Below are 18045 nucleotides of genomic sequence, written 5' to 3' on the forward strand. Positions count from 1 at the left end.
CCTCTTCTCTCTGATAGGGTGTCAGCCCTTCACCGCGCCGGCGGTGAGGCCGCGCACGAAGTAGCGGCCGGCGATCACGTAGACGAGCAGTGTGGGCAGCGCGGCGATGATGGCGCCGGCCATGTCGACGTTGTATTCCTTCACGCCGGTGGACGTGTTGACGAGGTTGTTCAGCGCGACCGTGATCGGCATCGAATCGACGCCCGAAAACACGATGCCGAACAGGAAGTCGTTCCAGATCTGCGTGAACTGCCAGATCAGGCAGACCATGAAGATGGGCAGCGAAACCGGCAGCAGGATACGCGCGAAGATCGTGAAGAAACCGGCACCGTCGATGCGCGCGGCCTTCACGAGTTCGGCCGGCACGCTCACATAGAAGTTGCGGAAGAACATCGTGGTGAACGCGATGCCGTACACCACGTGCACGAACACGAGGCCCGTGATGGTGTTGGCCATACCGAACATGCCTTGCACGCGCGCCATGGGCAGCAGGATCACCTGGAACGGAATGAAGCAGCCCACCAGCAGCATCGTGAAGAGCGCATCGGCGCCGCGAAAGCGCCAGTGCGTCAGCACATAGCCATTGAACGCGCCGATCAGCGACGAGATCAGCACCGCGGGCACCACCATGCGCACGGAGTTCAGGAAGAACGGCTTCATGCCGTCGCAACGCACGCCGGTGCAGGCTTCGCTCCACGCCTTCACCCACGGTGCCACGGTCCAGTGCGACGGCGGCGTCAGCAGGTTGCCGGTGCGCAACTGGTCGATGTCCTTGAACGACGTGGACACCATCACGTAGATCGGGAACAGGAAATAAAGCGCGAACAGGATCAGCGCCGCGTAAATGACGGCGCGGCTGATCGTCATCTTAGGCTGCATTGCGGGTGCTCCTCGATTCCATATACATGAGCGGCACGAGCACCGCGACGACCGTGGCAAGCATCATTACCGAAGACGCCGCGCCCACGCCCAGCTGTCCGCGGTTGAACGAGAACGTGTACATGAAGATGGCGGGCAGCGACGACGACGTGCCGGGGCCGCCGGCCGTCAGCGCAACGACGAGGTCGAAGGTCTTGATGGTGATGTGGCAGAGAATCAGCAGCACGGAAAAGAACACCGGCCGCATGCTGGGAATCACGATCTTGCGGTAGATGGTGGGCAACGTCGCGCCGTCCACCTGGGCCGCCTTGAAGATCTCGCTGTCCACGCCGCGCAGACCGGCAAGGAAGAGCGCCATGACGAAGCCCGTGGACTGCCACACGGCGGCGATCACGATACAGAAGATGGCCTTGTCCGGGTCGCCCAGCCAGTTGAACGAAAAGCTCGTCCAGCCCCAGTCGTGCATCACCTTTTCGAGGCCGAGGCCTGGATTGAGGATCCACTGCCACGCCGTGCCCGTCACGATGAACGACAGCGCCATCGGGTACAGGAAGATCGCGCGCAGCGCGCCTTCGTTGCGAATGCGCTGGTCGAGCAGGATGGCGAGGAAGAGGCCGAGCACCACGCAGATACCGATGAACGGGATGCCGAACCAGCCGAGGTTCTGCGCCGACGTCCACCACACGTCGTTCTGGAAGAGTTCGCTGTAGCGGTCGAACCCGACGAAGTCGTAACGCGGCATCAGTCGCGAGTTGGTGAGCGACAGATAGCCGGTGATGAGAATGAAACCGTAGATGAAGACCAGGCTGATCGCGATGCTGGGCGCGAGCACCAGCTTCGGAATCCAGCGGTCGGCAAGCGCGGCCATGGGCGACGCGCGGCGGGCCGCGGCGTTCTTTCCGTTTCCGCTAAGAGAGGCAGCCACTACTCGACTCCTGAGCTATGCCGGCGCCTCATGCTGCGCCGGCTGATGTGACTCTGTTGCACTGCAACCGCTCAACGAAACGCCCGGTATGCGCGAGCGTACACCGGGCGTTCCGTATTGCACATTTACTTCGTCTTGGCCGCCTTCGCGAGCGCTTCCACCGCGCTCTTCGAGTCTTGCGACGAGTTCATGAACTTCGTCACGACGTCGGTGATGGCGCCTGCCGTGGCATCCGGTTGAGCCATGCCGTGCGCCAGCGACGGCACGTAGCCGCCCGACTTGATCGCCGTCTGCTCATCCGCGTAGGACTTCTTCGCGCAGTCGTCGAACTTGGCCATGGAAACGCCAAGGCGCACCGGGATGGAGCCCTTGTAGAGGCTGAACTGCTCCTGGAACGCCGGGCTCATGATGGTCTTCGCGAGCGCGAGCTGGCCCGGCGTTGCGGCGCTTTGGCCCTTCTGCTGGAAGAACACGAACGAGTCGACGTTGAACGTGTAGGCCTTCTCCGTGCCCGGCACCGCGGCGCAGATGTAGTCGCTACCCGGCTTCTTGTTCGCGTTCGCGAACTCGCCCTTCGCCCAGTCGCCCATGAACTGCATGCCGGCCTTGCCGTTGATGACCATGGCCGTGGCGAGGTTCCAGTCGCGGCCCGTGCGGCCGCTATCGAAGTAACCCTGAATCTTGCGCACCGTATCGAACACCTGGAGCATCTTGTCCGAGGTCAGCGTCTTCTGGTCGAGGTCGACCAGCGCCTTCTTGTAGAAGTCCGCGCCCTGCGAGAGAACCACATCTTCCCACAGCGTCAGGTCTTGCCAGGGCTGGCCGCCCATCGCGATCGGCATGATGCCCGCGGCCTTCATCTTGTCGGCAACGGCGAAGAATTCCGGCCACGTGGTCGGCACCTTGCCGCCCACCTTGTCGAGCGCAGCCTTGTTGATGTACAGCCAGTTGACGCGGTGCACCGAGAACGGCGCGGCAACGTAGTGGCCGTCCGCGTGCATGATCTTGTCGATTTCAGGCGGCAGGTTCTTCTTCCAGTCCGTTGCGGCCGAATCGATGTTCACGAGCACGCCCTGCTGCGCCCATTCCTGGATCAGCGGGCCCTTGATCTGCGCCGCGCTCGGCGCGTTGCCCGAGATCACCTGCGTCTTGAGTGCCGTCATGGCCGCCGCGCCCGCGCCGCCCGCAACCGCAAAGTCCTTCCAGGTGTAGCCCTGCTTCTGCATGTCGTCCTTGAGGACGCCGACCGCCTTCGATTCGCCGCCCGAGGTCCACCAGTGCAGCACTTCGAGAGACTCGGCCGCCTGCACCGCCGACACGCCACACATCAGACCTGCGGCGCACAGGGCGCCCATGATCGCACGGAATTTCATTGCTTATCTCCTCCAGACACCTGAACAAAAAACGATGAGCCCCTGATGTCGCCAGGGTGCGATGGTTGGTTCAAACAGGCAAAACACTGGGCGGTCGGGCGTCGGTGCTGACCTGCGGATGCAGGGCCGCGTGCCGGTGTCCGGCCGCGGGACGCTCAAGAGATGAGTGGTTCGGAATGCAACTGACTGTCTCCTCTTCTGGTTTTCGCCAGCACCGGGTACGTTGCCCGATCCGGTGGCTGGCCCGAGGTACCGCGTGCGTCACACGGAGCGATCCTTGCTGCACGGCGGCCCGGCAGGCGAGCCATACAATGCGCGAGTGCGTTGTCCGTTAACATGCAGGAACGTTCCGCTCCTTCGGGAAAACACGTACACCGCAGGCGGCGCACGGCTTTTTTATCGAATGAGCGTTACCTCTTGATTTGGATTGTAGTTAAACTACAATTCAGTGTCAAAAAAAACTTTATCGGACTACGGCCGCGTCTGACGGCCCTCAAGGACTGGCGACGGAGACTCATGCAAACCGATTCAAGCTTCACCTTCGTGCTGTTCGGCGGCACCGGCGACCTGTCGATGCGCAAGATCCTGCCGGCCCTCTATGAAGCCCATCGCGCGGGTCTGCTCGCCGAAACCGGCAAGATCGTCGCGGTCGCACGTCACGAGGACAATCGCGACGCCTACCTCGCCTGGGTCAACGAGCACGTGAAGCCCCATGTCTCGAAGAACGGGCTGGACGAGGCAGCGTGGACCAGCTTTCTCGAGCGTGTCCTCTACGTGAAGCTCGACCTGTCGCGTCCCGAAGACTTCGGCGTGCTGCGCGACGCGGTGGGCACGCTGCCCGGCATCCGCGTGTTCTATCTCGCCACGGGCCCGTCGCTCTTCGTGCCGATCTGCCGCGCGCTCGCCTCGGTGGGGCTCAACGAGAACGCGCGCATCGTGCTCGAAAAACCGCTCGGCTACGACCTGCGTTCGTCGAACGCGATCAACGACGCGGTGGGCGAGATCTTCGCCGAAGGCCAGATCTACCGGATCGACCATTACCTCGGCAAGGAACCGGTTCAGAACCTGCTCGCGCTGCGCTTCGGCAACGCGCTCTTCGAGCCGCTGTGGCGCCGCGAATGGGTGGAGAGCATCCAGATCACCATCGCCGAAGAACTGGGCGTGGAAGGCCGCGGCGATTTCTACGACAACACCGGCGCGCTACGCGACATGGTGCAGAACCACCTGCTCCAGCTGCTCTCCATCATCGCGATGGAGCCGCCGCATTCCATGGATGCCGATGCCGTACGCGACGAGAAGCTGCGCGTGCTGCGCTCGCTCAAGCCCATCGACCCGCGCGACATCAGCAAGGTCGCGGTGCGCGGTCAGTACCATGCGGGCGGTATCCGCGGCACGCCGGTACCCGCCTATTCCACCGAAAAGGGCGTGAAGCCCGACAGCACGACGGAAACGTTCGTTGCCCTGAAGGTGGAAATCGAAAACTGGCGCTGGGCCGGCGTGCCTTTCTTTCTGCGCACCGGCAAACGGCTCGCAGACCGTGTCGCTGAGATCGTCGTGAACTTCCGGCCCGTGCCGCATTCGGCGCTCGGCGCGACGGCGCTGCGGCCCGGCGCGAACCGGCTCGTCATCCGCCTGCAGCCGAACGAAACGATTCGCCTGTACTGCCTCGCCAAGCAGCCGGGCGAAGGCATGAATCTCGCCAGCGTCCACCTCGACCTCGCGTTCGACCAGTTCTTCCGCGAAGGCCAGATGGAGGCGTACCAACGTCTGTTGCTCGACGTCATCAGCGGGCGCCTCGCGCTCTTCGTGCGGCGCGACGAGCAGGAAGCCGCATGGCGCTGGGTCGAGCCGATTCTCGGCGAGTGGGCCAACTCGAACAAGCCGCCGAAGCCGTACGCGGCGGGCACCTGGGGACCGGCGGCATCGAGCGCGATGCTGGCACAGCACGGCACCTGCTGGCTGGAAGAAGAGAATTGATGAATTCGCGCGGGGCGACGGCCCTCGCGCGGAACGCGTAACCTGCGTCGTTCCGCGCGGCGGCCGCACAGCATGATCCGCCCCGCACCACAAGAAAGCAGCATGGAGGAGAAGTGATCGAGCTTCACGCTTTCGACGACCCGCGCGTCCAACGCGACGCGCTGGCGAGAGCGGTGGGCGACGCATTACAGGCGTCGCTTGCTGCTCAGGCGGCCGCGCCCGTGACCGGCGCACGCCACGCAACGCTTGCCGTTTCCGGCGGCACGAGCCCCCGTCCGTTCCTGCAGGACCTCTCGACCCATGCCTTCGACTGGGAGCACATCGACGTGACGCTCGTGGACGACCGCTGGGTGCCCGAAAGCGACAGCGCGAGCAACGCGCGCCTCGTGCGCGAAACGCTGCTGCAAAACGCGGCGCAGCACGCGCATTTCCTGCCGCTCGTCGACGTTTCGCAGACGCTCGATGCCCACGTGGCCGCGCTCAACGCCGACGCGCAGCGCAAGCTGCCCGACGTCGCGGTGCTCGGCATGGGTGAAGACGGCCACACCGCGTCGATCTTCGCGGATGCGCCCGAATGGGACTTCGCGATCTCGACGCCGCGGCCGTTCGTCGCCGTGCATCCCGGCAACGCGCCGCATGCACGCGTGAGCTGGTCGCTCAGCGCGTTGAAGCAGGTGGATCGACTGTTCCTGCTGATCGCGGGCGAGCGCAAGCTCGAAGTTCTCCAACAGGCCGCCGCGGCCCCACAAAAAAACGCCATTTCGATGCTGGCGAACGACAAGGGAGTGAGACTCGATGTCTACTGGTGTGCAAACTAGAACAGCCCCCGGCGCGGGCCAGCACGCCGACGGACCGAGGCTGCTCGCCGACATCGGCGGAACCAATGCGCGCTTCGCGCTGGAGACGGGACCGGGCGACATCTCGCAGGTGATGGTCTACCCGTGCGCCGAATATCCGGGCGTGGCCGAGGTCATCAAGAAATACCTGAAGGACACGAAGATCGGGCGCGTGAACCACGCGGCCATCGCGATCGCGAACCCCGTGGACGGCGATCAGGTCCGCATGACCAATCACGACTGGAGCTTCTCGATCGAAGCCACGCGACGCGCGCTCGGCTTCGACACGCTGCTCGTCGTCAACGACTTCACCGCGCTCGCCATGGCGCTGCCTGGCTTGACCGACGCGCAACGCGTGCAGGTGGGCGGCGGCCAGCGTCGGCCCAACAGCGTGATCGGCCTGCTCGGGCCGGGCACGGGCCTTGGCGTATCGGGCCTCATTCCCGCCGACGACCGCTGGATCGCGCTCGGCAGCGAAGGCGGCCACGCGAGCTTCTCGCCGCAGGACGAGCGTGAAGATCTGGTGCTGCAGTTCGCGCGCAAGAAGTGGTCGCACGTCTCGTTCGAACGTGTGGCCGCGGGGCCCGGCATCGAAGTGATCTACCGGGCGCTCGCCGCGCGCGACAAGAAGCGCGTCGCGGCGTCGCTCGACACCTCGGAAGTCGTCAAGCGCGCGTTGCAGGGCGACGAGCTTTCGGCCGAAGCCGTGGAGTGCTTCTGCGGCATTCTCGGCACGTTCGCCGGCAACATCGCGATGACGCTCGGGTCGCTGGGCGGCATCTACATCGGCGGCGGCGTGGTGCCGCGGCTTGGCGAATTCTTCGCGCGTTCGTCGTTCCGGCAACGCTTCGAGGCCAAGGGCCGTTTCGAGGCTTATCTCGCCAACATTCCGACCTACGTCATCACCGCCGAGTACCCGGCGTTCCTCGGCGTCTCCGCGATTCTCGCGGAGCAGTTGTCGAATCGCGCGGGCGGCGGCTCGTCGGCCGTTTTCGAGCGCATCCGCCAGATGCGCGATGCGCTCACGCCCGCCGAACGCCGCGTGGCGGACCTCGCGCTCAATCATCCGCGCTCCATCATCAACGATCCGATCGTCGACATCGCGCGCAAGGCCGACGTGAGCCAGCCCACCGTGATCCGCTTCTGCCGTTCGCTCGGCTGCCAGGGGCTCTCGGACTTCAAGCTCAAGCTCGCCACCGGCCTCACGGGCACGATCCCCGTGAGCCACAGCCAGGTGCACCTGGGCGACACGGCCACGGACTTCGGCGCGAAGGTGCTCGACAATACCGTCTCGGCGATTCTGCAACTGCGCGAGCACCTGAACTTCGAGCATGTCGAACGCGCCATCGAACTGCTCAACGGCGCACGGCGCATCGAGTTCTACGGGCTCGGCAATTCGAACATCGTCGCGCAGGACGCGCACTACAAGTTCTTCCGCTTCGGTATCCCGACGATTGCTTACGGCGACCTCTACATGCAGGCCGCGTCCGCGGCGCTGCTCGGCAAGGGCGACGTGATCGTGGCGGTGTCGAAGTCGGGCCGCGCGCCGGAACTGCTGCGCGTGCTCGAAGTGGCGATGCAGGCCGGCGCGAAGGTCATCGCGATCACCTCGAGCAACACGCCGCTCGCCAAGCGCGCGACGGTGGCGCTCGAAACCGATCACATCGAGATGCGCGAGTCGCAGCTTTCGATGATCTCGCGCATCCTGCACCTGCTCATGATCGACGTCCTCGCGGTGGGCGTGGCCATTCGCCGTGCGGCACCGGACGCCGAGGTAAGCGAGGCGGTGGCGAGAGCCCGCGAAAGCGCCGACGACGATGCGAGCGCGGTGCTCGACTGGCTGAGCCACGGCGCGGCGTACTCGGCGAAGGACTAGCGACAGCGGGCGGCTGGGCGGCTACCGCAGCCGCCCCGGCAGTGAAACGGCGATAAAACGACAAGGGCCGTGATGCGAAGAAGCATCACGGCCCTTGTTTTTGGTTCGGCCCGCACTTTGGGCTTGCCGCTCCGGCAGGGATTCATGCCCGCTGTGACATCCGCTCTCCTATGGCGCCATACGCCCCGTCACCGACTCCGACACCGGCCGGTCATGCCAGCGCACGAGCATCAGCCGGCCTGCATAGCAGAGCAAGCCCGCAGCGCCGATCGTGAAGCCCATGCCGGTCGGCGTCGTGTCGTGCCAGAGCCCGACCACGATGCTCGCCAGCGCGCCGAGCGCGAGTTGCATCGCGCCGAATACCGCCGCAGCGGCACCAGCGTTGTGCGGATAGCGGTGCATCAGGTCCGTCGCGCAATTGGCGGAGAGCAGCCCCACCACACCCACCACGAAGAACAGTCCCACGACGATCGACCACAAGCCGCCCCACCCTGTCACGCAGACGAGCGCAACGAACAACGACGCCGCGCTGCTCACCGTAGCCGCCACGGAGATGATGCGCAGCGACCCGAAGCGCCCCACGAAGCGCGTGTTGAGGAAGTTGCCGATCATGATGCCGAACACGTTCGCCCCGAAGAAGAAGCCGTAACGCTGCGGCGAGACGTGAAAGTGTTCGATGTAGACGAACGGCGTGGCCGAGATGTACGTGAACATCGACGCGAACGCCATGCCGCCGCACAGCATGTGCCCCCACACCACGGGGTCGCGCAGCAGCCGGCCATAGGCGGCGAACGACTTCAGCACCGCCGGACTCGCGCGCTTTTCGGGCGGCCACGTCTCGGGCACCCGCAGCCACGCCGCGGTGGCGCATAGCGCGCCGAACAGCGTCAGCACGGCGAACACCACACGCCAGCCGCCAAGCAGAAGCAACTGGCCGCCGATCAGCGGCGCAAGCAATGGGCCGACCGCGGTCACGATCGCGACCATCGAGAGCACGCGAGCTGCGTCGGCAGGCTCGTGTGCATCGCGGGCGATGGCGCGCGCCAGCACCGATGCCGCGCCCGCACCGAGCGCCTGGAGAAACCGCACGAACACGAGCGAGCCCACCGAGAACGAAAACGCGCAGGCCACACTCGACAGCGTAAAGAGCGCGATGCCGCCGAGCAGCACCGGCCGCCGGCCATAGGCATCCGAAACCGGCCCATACAGCAGCATGCCGATCGAAAAGCCGGCCATGAAGCTCGTGAGGGTGGACTGGGCCACGCCGGGCGCCACGCCGAACGTTTGCGCGATAGCCGGCAGGCTCGGGAGATACATGTCGGTAGCGAGCGGCCCGCACGCGGCAAGCGCACCGAGCAGCAGGATCAGCCGGGCATCGGGCCGGCGTCTGACGACGTGAGACATGGGAATCCGGAAGAATCGGCCCGTTCCCGCAGCGCTACGGCCGCGGTTCAGGCCTTGTGAAAGGCGGAGCAGAGCCGATTGTAACCCGGTGCTTAATGCGCACGGCGGCTTGCCCGTGCGATGCGTTAAGCTCGCGGTTTCCCTTCTCATCCGCCTGCAGACAGCCAGCATGACCGCCTTCCTGTTGATCTGGAGCCCGAAGAAGTGGCCGTGGCCCGAACTGCCCGACGTGGCGCGGCGCGTTGCCGCAGGCGAAGCCGTCGCCGACGTCTGGGGATGCGGCTTCGCCCGCGGCATCCTGCCCGGCGACCGCGTGTTCCTGCATCGCGTGGCGTCGGAGCCGCGCGGCCTGTTCGGCTCGGGCTATGTGACGCGGGCGCCCTACGAAGTGCCCGACGCCTCGTATAAACGCGGCTACCGGCTCTGCATCGACTTCGTCTACGACTGGCTCGTCGATGCGCACGAGCAGGTGGTGATCGGGCGCGAGGCGCTGCGCGAACATCCGTTTTCCGTGCAGACGTGGGATGCGCAGAGTTCGGGCACGACCATCAAGCCGATTGCCGAAGGCGCGCTCGAAAAGCGCTGGGCGGCGCTCACGGGCAGGCGGCCGGGGCCGGCGTCGCTACCGGCAGGGTCGTTGCCCGGACGCCGTTAGCGCGCCCCACGGGCAGCGGCCCGGCTCGCCGCGCGGGAGTCCGGTACAATTTCGAGGAACGATCGGCCGCGGCGCCCCGCGCGGCAAGGCTCCTGCAGGGCGCATCCGGGTACCGGCAGCAGCGGCTGAGCAGATGGGCGCGCAAGACAGGCACACAACCGCGCACACGAGACGCCCATCGCCGCGACGACGCCCTTCATTCACGCTCGACGCGCATTTCAACGCTCATTCAACGTCACAGCAGGTCAGGTCACTCATGTCCAGCACCCAGTCCAGGAATCAGGCTCTCTTCGAACGCGCCCAGCGCACCATTCCGGGCGGCGTCAATTCGCCCGTGCGCGCTTTCCGTTCCGTGGGCGGCACGCCGCGCTTCATCGAACGCGCGCAAGGCCCGTACTTCTGGGATGCCGACGGCAAACGCTACATCGACTACATCGGCTCGTGGGGCCCCATGATCGTGGGCCACGTGCATCCCGAGGTGCTCGAAGCGGTGCAGCGCACGCTGGTGAAGGGCTTCTCGTTCGGCGCGCCGACGGAGGCCGAAATCGAGATCGCCGAAGTGATCTGCAAGCTCGTGCCTTCGATGGAACAGGTACGCATGGTGTCGAGCGGCACCGAGGCCACGATGAGCGCGCTGCGTCTCGCGCGCGGCTTTACGAACCGCAGCCGCATCGTGAAGTTCGAGGGCTGCTACCACGGCCACGCGGACAGCCTGCTCGTGAAAGCGGGCTCGGGCTTGCTCACGTTCGGCAATCCGACTTCGGCGGGCGTGCCCGTCGACATCGCGAAGCACACCACCGTGCTCGAGTACAACAACGTCGCGGCACTCGAAGAGGCGTTCAAGGCATTCGGCAACGAGATCGCAGCCGTGATCGTCGAGCCCGTGGCCGGCAACATGAACCTCGTGAAGGCGACGCCGGACTTCCTCAACGCGCTGCGGCGTCTCACGAACGAGTACGGCAGCGTGCTGATCTTCGACGAAGTGATGTGCGGCTTTCGCGTGGCATTGGGTGGCGCGCAACAACTCTTCGGCATCACGCCGGATCTCACGTGCCTCGGCAAGGTGATCGGCGGCGGCATGCCGGCGGCGGCGTTCGGCGGCCGGCGCGACATCATGGCTCACCTTGCGCCGACGGGCGGCGTCTACCAGGCGGGCACGCTCTCGGGCAATCCGGTTGCAGTGGCGGCAGGCCTGAAGACGCTCGAACTGATCCAGGCGCCGGGCTTCTACGACCGCCTCAGCGCACAGACCACGCGGCTCGTGCGCGGCCTCGCCGACGCAGCGCGCGAAGCCGGCGTGCCGTTCGCAGCCGATTCGCTCGGCGGCATGTTCGGCCTCTACTTCACGCAGCACGTGCCCGGAAGCTTCGCCGACGTCACGAAGAGCAACATCGCGCGCTTCAATGCGTTCTTCCACAAGATGCTCGACGCCGGCGTGTACTTCGCGCCGTCCGCGTACGAGGCGGGCTTCGTGTCGAGCACGCATGGCGACGACGTGATCGACGAGACGATCGGCGCGGCGCGCGGCGCATTTGCCGCGCTCGTTGCCTGATCGACGCTTGATCGTCGCTTGATCCGGCGGCCTCGCCGTCGTGCCTCACCGCCCTTATTGAACGCTGCGGAGAAACCCAGCCGATGTTCTCGCAAACCGACTTTGTCCACATGCAGCGCGCGCTGACCTTGGCGGCGCGCGGTCTTTACACCACGGACCCGAATCCGCGCGTGGGCTGCGTGCTGGTCAAAGACGGCGAGGTGATCGGCGAAGGTTTCACGCAGCCCGCGGGCCAGGATCACGCCGAGATTCGCGCGCTGAAAGACGCGCGTTCGCGCGGCAACGATCCGCGCGGCGCCACCGCGTACGTCACGCTCGAACCGTGCAGCCACTTCGGCCGCACGCCGCCGTGTGCGAACGCGTTGATCGAGGCCAAAGTGGCACGCGTCATCGCCGCGATGGAAGACCCGAATCCGCAGGTCTCGGGCCGCGGGCTCGGCATGCTGCGCAATGCGGGCATCGACGTGCGCTGCGGCCTGCTCGCAAACGAAGCGGGCGAACTCAACATCGGTTTCGTCTCGCGCATGACGCGTGGAAGGCCGTGGGTGCGCATGAAAATCGCGGCCTCGCTCGACGGCCGCACCGGCCTGCCCTCGGGCGAAAGCCAGTGGATCACGGGGGAAGCCGCGCGCGCCGACGGCCATGCCTGGCGGGCGCGCGCATCGGCCGTGCTCACCGGCATCGGCACGGTCAAGGAAGACAATCCGCGCATGACGGTGCGCGCCGTGGAAACGCCGCGCCAGCCACGCCGCGTGCTGATCGACAGCAAGCTCGAAGTGCCGCCCGACGCGCACATCCTGGCCGGGCCGCCCACGCTGATCTTTTGCGCCTCGCTCGACGAACGCAACGCGGAGCGCGCCGAGGCGCTGCGCGCGCGGGGCGCTGAAATCGTCGCCCTTGCCAACGAGCACGGCAAGGTGGACCTGCCCGGCATGCTCAAGGAACTGGCTGAACGCGGCGTGAACGAACTGCACGTCGAGGCGGGCTATAAGCTCAACGGCTCGTTGCTGCGCGAAGGCTGCGTGGACGAGCTGCTCGTCTATCTGGCGCCCACGCTGCTCGGCGCGAACTCGCTCAGCATGGTCAACGTGCTCGCACCCGACTCGCTCGAACAGCGCATGCGCTTCGAGTTTCACCAGGTAGAGCGGATCGGCACCGATGTGCGCATCCTCGCGCGCCTCACCCCCGCTCAACCTTCGCACTGACAACACTGACAGGAAACGACACGATGTTTACGGGAATCGTCGCGGCAGTGGGCCGCATCGAATCGATCCGCCCGCTCGGCACCACGCCGGAAGCGGGCGTGCGCCTTACCGTGGACGCAGGCAGTCTCGATCTGGCGGACGTGCAGATCGGCGACAGCATCGCGATTCAGGGCGCCTGCATGACCGTGATCGAAAAGACCACGCGCAGCTTCGACGTGGACGTGTCGCGCGAAAGCCTGAACCGCACCGTGGGCCTTGCCGAAACCGGCGAGGTGAATCTGGAGAAAGCACTGCGGGCACACGACCGGCTGGGCGGCCATATCGTCTCCGGCCACGTGGATGGCCTGGGCGAGGTCACGCGCTTCGCGCAGGTAGGCGAGTCGCACGAGTTGCGCGTACTGGCGCCGCGCGAGATAGGCCGCTATCTGGCCTACAAGGGCTCCATTACCGTGAACGGCGTGAGCCTGACCGTCAATTCGGTGGAAGACCGCGCCGACGGCTGCGAATTCTCGATCAACCTGATTCCGCACACGGTCGAAGTCACGACGCTCAAGCACCTTGCTGCGGGCACGCGGGTGAATCTCGAGGTGGATCTGATTGCGCGGTATGTGGAGCGGATGCTCGGGACGGCTCAGGATGACTATAAGCCGTTGAAGTAATTCGGTTTTCCAAGGATTCACCGTCTACCATCGTCTCACTGAATCCAGCTAAAGCCACGGTTTGGTGACGGTATTTCTGACGGTATACGGCTGTTTTCTGCGGATCGTATACCGTCACGCCTCCGACACTTGACCTCTGCGTTATCCTTAAGAGGGCTGCTTGCTGCGCGAGCATTGGGATCTGAGTGGGTCGCCAATACCGCTTCAGAGCGCTTTCGTGCAGTGTCCTATCTGCTTCTCAATCTGTGCGGGCGACACGATACCGACAATGAATACCAGAGTTTCCGGCATCTGCGTCAGGCTCAACGGTGGCACGATCTATGTTGAGCTAGCCCCATCAGTGGCTGCGCGTTTAGACGTGCAGCAGGAATACGAATCAAACTTATGTCAATTTGGGGAGGAGAACTAGACATAGCTGCCGCAACGGGTGGACCGGCCAGTTGATCCGCCGTGCAATCGTTACCTTGCATGCCCCCTTCGGATGGGGTTCTATCTTCAATCGACGTCGCGCCGCGCTTGCCATTGCGTGTGTTCGCGAGAAAAAGCGTTTTCAGCATCGCCCACGTAGGTCGAGAATTTATCTTCGGTCGGACGTACCGGCAGAGCAATGCGCAGCAACCCAATTTCGTGCGCCGTCAAAGTGTACGAGGCGGAGAGTTCCTGAAAACGCTTCGTTTGGATCCACGCCATGACCGATGCAGCAGCGGCTACCAGGATATCGGTGGGCCAGTAATCCGTGGCCGGAGTCGCGACTTTGCCGGCCGCGAAACCTAACGCTCCAAGGTTCAGGATGATCAGGGCGACGAACCAGAGAGAGGCGGCGCGCTGGTTCGACCTTGCCTTTCTGCTATACCAATCGTGCTGATCTTGGACTCGCTCTCTCTCATACAGCTCGATGCGGTCCGCAAGAGTCATGCGCCGCACATCAGCCATCTTTGAGCTAATTTGCGGACCAGATGACATTGTTACCGCATGTGCTGAAACGCTTTTATTTGAGTTGAATATTGCGGTCAGCGACTGCCTAAAGTGGTCTCGGTCGGTATTGTCGTCACGATTGAATGGCTCAGCCCGCATCATGTATCGCCAAGCAACAGTCTTCACGGACTCAGCGAGAGCCCGCGTACCGTACCAAATGCGTTCCGGTCGCTTCACTGCTAAGTAGATCGTCAACCCTAGTGTGCCCACCAACGGAGCTATCTGGATCAGTGCAAAGCTACGCGTTTGTATGTTCACGACGGACATAGCGGCTGCGACGACGAGAAGTGTCAGATTGACGCCCAGCGCCCATAGAAACTTCTTTTGTGCGCCGTTCGATGCCGCATCAGCGGCCTGGTACAGGGAAGGGAAGTCGCTTTCAGTCATAGACCGAGCTTTGCGTACACTGCATTAGAATGAATGACGTTCGTCCGGTCTCTCTGTTTGTGGCCGGCGAAGCGCTGGCCCAACTCTCATATGGATGTTCAGGATTTACACCGGGCAGTTGAGACCAGGTATGTAGCCTGACGCGAAGAGAACACCGCAAACCGGGCTACTTCAGCCTATCTCCTAGTCTGGACCACGGCACAACCTCGATGCGATGCTGGTCGAGCCAACTAGGTCGACTGCCCTTAAAGCTGTCACCCGGGTGAACCGCGATCACCTTTTTGCCGAGCTCAAGGCTCTTTTTGACTTCCCACTCAACCCATCGACTCTGCGCGGTATCTTTGGAAAGGTAGACAACAGTTACGGAGGAGCGAGCGATTCGTTCCGCGATTTTGCGTTTGATATATTCCGCTCTCTCACTCTCGTAGGGCTCGCGTACCGAATGGTCGTTGAACTCTATGTCACTATTCTCGTTCTTTGCCTGAGCCCGAAGCAGGTTCACCTCATCCATGTCTTCGGTTGCAAAGCTGATGAAGACGTTTCGTTTACCACCTTGGAGCGCCGCTTTCGCTTTCTCCTCGAGCGAACGCACGTCCCCAAGTCTATTCCACCCACCGCTGCTGCTGCCGCCCATCTCAGGCCCCCAAAAATTTGAACTCATTGCATGAGATGCACGCGCCACAGGGTTTTTCGCCGCCCATGTGGCAGGAATAGGTATTCCGAATACCTTTCTCATGGGCGAGGGCGACAACGTCCGGCTTACGGAATGTCGCTAGCGGCGCGAGCACCCTGATGTCCCTACCCATGCAGCGCGCTATCACGCATTCGGCGTCGCGCAGAAATGCCGAGGTTTGATCAGGGAATAGGCTGGTGTCCTCGTGGAGAAGTCCGATTGAGACAGCGTCGGCATTCACTTGGTACGCATGCGCTGCTGCTGTAAGGAGAAACAGCATGTTGCGTCCAGGCGTGAACGCGTCGTCGGCTATATGGAGCGTAGGGTCAGTGAGTCCCGAGCGAATGAGCGCGCCGAAGCCAGAGAGGTTGGCTACCTTCGGCTCGGGCAGGTTCAGATCGGCCATCGCGCGACGGCAGGCCCCCAACTCCCGGTCGCGGGATCGCTGACCATAGTCAATGAATAATGGATGCTGGCGCAAGCCTTCCTCTTGCGCCAGCTTGGCAACAAGGGTCGAATCCAGCCCGCCCGAGACAAGGGTGACGATGCTCATATCGCAATAGGTTCCATTTTTCGGTTCGCCACGCGCATGACGATCCATATTGCCCAGTCCAGTAGACCCACCGGGCATTCCAGACAGTCGGCATGCTGCCGCAGCGCGGCTTCGAGTCGACGGTATTGGGTAAGGCTGGCGATAGAAAGCCGCACCCCCGAGTAAATGCCGAGTGCCGTCATGTAATTCAACACGTGTCTGTCAAGGATTGCGAGATCGTAACTCATACCCACATTACGCAAGAACATACTCGCTTGCTTGGGCCCGATTCCTGGCGCATGAGTAACGAACCAGGCACGAGCTTCCGTGGCATCATGAAAGCGGTCGATGAGCGCGCGGAGCGACGGCGCTTGCATCATGATGGCCGTGTGAGTCTGAGCGATCTGACGGGCACGCGCTACAGGAAATCGGTAACCTCGGGACTGACCTTCCACTATAAAAGGCTTGCATAGCACACCGAGGAGCCGCGCCGTTAGGGGTTCCGGATCACGACAGCTATCAAGGAGTAGGCCTTCAGAGTCGATTGCATCGGTGGCAGCGATAGCAAGGGCATAGGGGACCTGGCTACTGAGAATGCAAGATGACAATTCCCACCACAACTGTCGCTCGCCCGGTTGCGCGGAGGGGCGTTTCACCCGAGCCTGGACGTCCGGACAGATGGCCGCGACGGCGCTCGACAGCCGTTCAGAAGTGTACCTGTTCATTTGAAGAGGCCCGAAACGTGTTTCTTCAGTTGGTTCGCGGTATCTTTGCCGACGAGCCCTACCACGAACGCCTCTAAATTACTCTCGGTAACGGCCTCTCGCAGATCTTTCGCAAAGCGCGTGAAGTAGTCGAGATTGTGAAACGCGACCTTGCCAGTGAAGTTGATGGCCGGGTCGTTGAGCGCCTCACTAGCGATCGAGTCGGCTAACGCGGTTTGATAGGTAAAGAAGTCGAAATGCTGAAAGTGGTGAAGCGTGTCCGTGGCATGATCGGCAACCACTCGGCACCACTCAAGCCCGTCGAAGGTGTCTGCGCCTGCTGCGGTAAGGACGGCGATGCTCCAGGGGTTGCCCGTGCCAAGTAGATGCAACGGCTGGTAGAAGGGGAGCTTACTTAGCTCCTTCCTAATGGCCTTAACGGTCTTGGCGCGAGCGATTAAGCCGGCGCCAAGCTCGCGCTCCGGAATGGCGATGAGCTGGGGCTCAAGCCGGTCCGCGACCTCGCAGATAATTCGCGGAATGTGATCGAGCTTGTACCCCCCTTGCTTGAGCTTTGGAGCGTGTACGATCGGAAGCACCGGGGCATCGGTGAACTCCCTGTCCCGCTCGACCGCCTCGACGATCTCGTCAATGGCGCGATCTGGATCTTGTTTCGGGTTCATCACATCAAAGCAAAATGCCCAATCATGCGGAGTCTGAGCGAGTGCCTCCTTCAAATCCGTCGATTTCCATCGACGAGAGCCCAAGCGGGATGCTTCATAGTTGCCAGAGTCCACCAAAACAAAGCCCCCGTTCTCCCGGTACGCCTTAAGCTCGTTGATCATCACCTGTGGTTTACGGCGCGCGACCATGTCGTAGGCGGAGACGAGTATAGTCGGCGCCGCAAAGACACGGAGCGCTTGCACGGCTTCAACCGGTACAAGCTGCGTCTCATGCGACGAGACCGACAGAAACAGTGTCGGTAGTGGTACACGGGCGTTGGCGGTCGCAAGCGGTCGCTGTGGTTTGGTTTTGGGGGGCACGATGGTTGCCAGGCGTCGCAGCAACTGCAGGTATCCGGGGTGGTAAACCTCGCCGTTCCAGTTCCGCAGCTCAGTGTAGCTATATGCCCCGAAGGGGTAGGGCGGATCACTGTCGTCAAGCCGGATGGGCAAGAGTTGGACACCATGCTTCTGGCCAAGCCTCAACTCTTCCGTGAAAGTGTCCTTGCTCCTAGACGATGCGGAGAAGAGAGGGACCATGCAGCCTGCCTTTGGAATCTCCGACTCGATTGCCATAGAGAAGCGGCCGGTGATTTTATCGTCCCACCAAGTGTCCCATTGCTGTGACAGTAGCCCATGGAGCTTCTCAGCAATTGCGTGGTCCTCGCGAGCGTATGCGATGTAGATATCTGCCATGCGCCGATTAACCCT

16 protein-coding genes are annotated in these 18045 nt (G+C 63.3%); 7 read left to right on the top strand and 9 right to left on the bottom strand.

Annotated features, from left to right (window positions below; all coding sequences use genetic code 11):
• Positions 1-21: 21 nt before the first annotated feature.
• From U0042_RS14975 to U0042_RS14985, 3 genes are all read right to left on the bottom strand, one after another.
• Positions 22-879 (bottom strand): carbohydrate ABC transporter permease, encoded by an 858-nt coding sequence (locus tag U0042_RS14975; protein WP_198665258.1) that lies wholly within the window; start codon positions 877-879, stop codon positions 22-24.
• Positions 869-1804 carry a carbohydrate ABC transporter permease gene (locus U0042_RS14980; protein WP_114810115.1) on the bottom strand — a complete coding sequence of 312 codons (936 nt, stop codon included), beginning with the start codon at positions 1802-1804 and terminating at the stop codon, positions 869-871. Before U0042_RS14980 ends, U0042_RS14975 begins: the two co-directional genes overlap by 11 nt.
• Before the next feature lie 125 nt (positions 1805-1929).
• Positions 1930-3177, bottom strand: a complete 1248-nt coding sequence (locus tag U0042_RS14985) for an ABC transporter substrate-binding protein (protein WP_114810114.1) — start codon at positions 3175-3177, stop codon at positions 1930-1932.
• Between the two features lie 516 nt (positions 3178-3693).
• On the opposite strand from U0042_RS14985, the gene zwf reads away from it, so the two are divergent.
• The 3 genes from zwf to U0042_RS15000 all read left to right on the top strand — a co-directional run bounded on the left by zwf (position 3694) and on the right by U0042_RS15000 (position 7866).
• Positions 3694-5154 carry a glucose-6-phosphate dehydrogenase gene (gene zwf, locus U0042_RS14990; protein ID WP_114810113.1) on the top strand — a complete coding sequence of 487 codons (1461 nt, stop codon included), beginning with the start codon at positions 3694-3696 and terminating at the stop codon, positions 5152-5154.
• 113 nt (positions 5155-5267) lie between these two features.
• Positions 5268-5972, top strand: a complete 705-nt coding sequence (gene pgl, locus U0042_RS14995) for a 6-phosphogluconolactonase (protein WP_114810112.1) — start codon at positions 5268-5270, stop codon at positions 5970-5972.
• Complete coding sequence (locus U0042_RS15000; protein ID WP_114810111.1) at positions 5950-7866, top strand: bifunctional transcriptional regulator/glucokinase; 1917 nt, start codon at positions 5950-5952, stop codon at positions 7864-7866. Before pgl ends, U0042_RS15000 begins: the two co-directional genes overlap by 23 nt.
• A 168-nt stretch (positions 7867-8034) precedes the next feature.
• Here the strand turns inward: U0042_RS15000 and U0042_RS15005 are convergent, their stop codons facing one another.
• Positions 8035-9270 (bottom strand): Bcr/CflA family multidrug efflux MFS transporter, encoded by a 1236-nt coding sequence (locus U0042_RS15005; protein ID WP_114810110.1) that lies wholly within the window; start codon positions 9268-9270, stop codon positions 8035-8037.
• A gap of 169 nt (positions 9271-9439) precedes the next feature.
• Between U0042_RS15005 and U0042_RS15010 the strand changes: the two genes are divergently transcribed.
• The 4 genes from U0042_RS15010 to U0042_RS15025 all read left to right on the top strand — a co-directional run bounded on the left by U0042_RS15010 (position 9440) and on the right by U0042_RS15025 (position 13341).
• Positions 9440-9925, top strand: coding sequence for a hypothetical protein (locus U0042_RS15010; RefSeq protein ID WP_114810109.1), 486 nt, complete (start codon positions 9440-9442; stop codon positions 9923-9925).
• 256 nt (positions 9926-10181) lie between these two features.
• The gene (gene hemL, locus U0042_RS15015) at positions 10182-11477 is read left to right on the top strand and encodes a glutamate-1-semialdehyde 2,1-aminomutase (protein ID WP_114810108.1); all 1296 of its coding nucleotides are present in this window, start codon (positions 10182-10184) and stop codon (positions 11475-11477) included.
• 83 nt (positions 11478-11560) lie between these two features.
• Positions 11561-12682 (top strand): bifunctional diaminohydroxyphosphoribosylaminopyrimidine deaminase/5-amino-6-(5-phosphoribosylamino)uracil reductase RibD, encoded by a 1122-nt coding sequence (gene ribD, locus U0042_RS15020; RefSeq protein WP_114810107.1) that lies wholly within the window; start codon positions 11561-11563, stop codon positions 12680-12682.
• Positions 12683-12705: 23 nt separating this feature from the next.
• The gene (locus tag U0042_RS15025; RefSeq protein WP_114810106.1) at positions 12706-13341 is read left to right on the top strand and encodes a riboflavin synthase; all 636 of its coding nucleotides are present in this window, start codon (positions 12706-12708) and stop codon (positions 13339-13341) included.
• A gap of 495 nt (positions 13342-13836) precedes the next feature.
• On the opposite strand, the gene U0042_RS15030 is transcribed toward U0042_RS15025, so the two are convergent.
• From U0042_RS15030 to U0042_RS15050, 5 genes are all read right to left on the bottom strand, one after another.
• On the bottom strand, positions 13837-14703 hold the full coding sequence (locus U0042_RS15030) for a DUF4231 domain-containing protein (RefSeq protein WP_114810105.1): 867 nt from the start codon (positions 14701-14703) through the stop codon (positions 13837-13839).
• 166 nt (positions 14704-14869) lie between these two features.
• On the bottom strand, positions 14870-15295 hold the full coding sequence (locus U0042_RS15035; RefSeq protein WP_198665257.1) for a TIR domain-containing protein: 426 nt from the start codon (positions 15293-15295) through the stop codon (positions 14870-14872).
• Between the two features lie 43 nt (positions 15296-15338).
• Positions 15339-15929: a 7-cyano-7-deazaguanine synthase gene (locus U0042_RS15040; RefSeq protein ID WP_114810103.1), complete on the bottom strand. Its 591-nt coding sequence runs from the start codon at positions 15927-15929 to the stop codon at positions 15339-15341.
• Positions 15926-16633: a DNA lyase gene (locus U0042_RS29980; protein ID WP_114810102.1), complete on the bottom strand. Its 708-nt coding sequence runs from the start codon at positions 16631-16633 to the stop codon at positions 15926-15928. Before U0042_RS29980 ends, U0042_RS15040 begins: the two co-directional genes overlap by 4 nt.
• Complete coding sequence (locus U0042_RS15050; RefSeq protein ID WP_114810101.1) at positions 16630-18030, bottom strand: toll/interleukin-1 receptor domain-containing protein; 1401 nt, start codon at positions 18028-18030, stop codon at positions 16630-16632. The genes U0042_RS29980 and U0042_RS15050 overlap by 4 nt, the downstream gene beginning before the upstream one ends.
• Positions 18031-18045: the final 15 nt, after the last annotated feature.

Source organism: Paraburkholderia kururiensis (assembly GCF_034424375.1).
Taxonomy (GTDB): domain Bacteria; phylum Pseudomonadota; class Gammaproteobacteria; order Burkholderiales; family Burkholderiaceae; genus Paraburkholderia; species Paraburkholderia kururiensis_A.

Coding starts and splice junctions, on each gene's coding strand:
- U0042_RS14975 (WP_198665258.1), bottom strand. CDS start 879: ATGCAGCCTAAGATGACGATCAGCCGCGCCGTCATTTACGCGGCGCTG.
- U0042_RS14985 (WP_114810114.1), bottom strand. CDS start 3,177: ATGAAATTCCGTGCGATCATGGGCGCCCTGTGCGCCGCAGGTCTGATG.
- zwf (WP_114810113.1), top strand. CDS start 3,694: ATGCAAACCGATTCAAGCTTCACCTTCGTGCTGTTCGGCGGCACCGGC.
- U0042_RS15000 (WP_114810111.1), top strand. CDS start 5,950: ATGTCTACTGGTGTGCAAACTAGAACAGCCCCCGGCGCGGGCCAGCAC.
- U0042_RS15005 (WP_114810110.1), bottom strand. CDS start 9,270: ATGTCTCACGTCGTCAGACGCCGGCCCGATGCCCGGCTGATCCTGCTG.
- U0042_RS15010 (WP_114810109.1), top strand. CDS start 9,440: ATGACCGCCTTCCTGTTGATCTGGAGCCCGAAGAAGTGGCCGTGGCCC.
- hemL (WP_114810108.1), top strand. CDS start 10,182: ATGTCCAGCACCCAGTCCAGGAATCAGGCTCTCTTCGAACGCGCCCAG.
- ribD (WP_114810107.1), top strand. CDS start 11,561: ATGTTCTCGCAAACCGACTTTGTCCACATGCAGCGCGCGCTGACCTTG.
- U0042_RS15025 (WP_114810106.1), top strand. CDS start 12,706: ATGTTTACGGGAATCGTCGCGGCAGTGGGCCGCATCGAATCGATCCGC.
- U0042_RS15030 (WP_114810105.1), bottom strand. CDS start 14,703: ATGACTGAAAGCGACTTCCCTTCCCTGTACCAGGCCGCTGATGCGGCA.
- U0042_RS15040 (WP_114810103.1), bottom strand. CDS start 15,929: ATGAGCATCGTCACCCTTGTCTCGGGCGGGCTGGATTCGACCCTTGTT.
- U0042_RS29980 (WP_114810102.1), bottom strand. CDS start 16,633: ATGAACAGGTACACTTCTGAACGGCTGTCGAGCGCCGTCGCGGCCATC.
- U0042_RS15050 (WP_114810101.1), bottom strand. CDS start 18,030: ATGGCAGATATCTACATCGCATACGCTCGCGAGGACCACGCAATTGCT.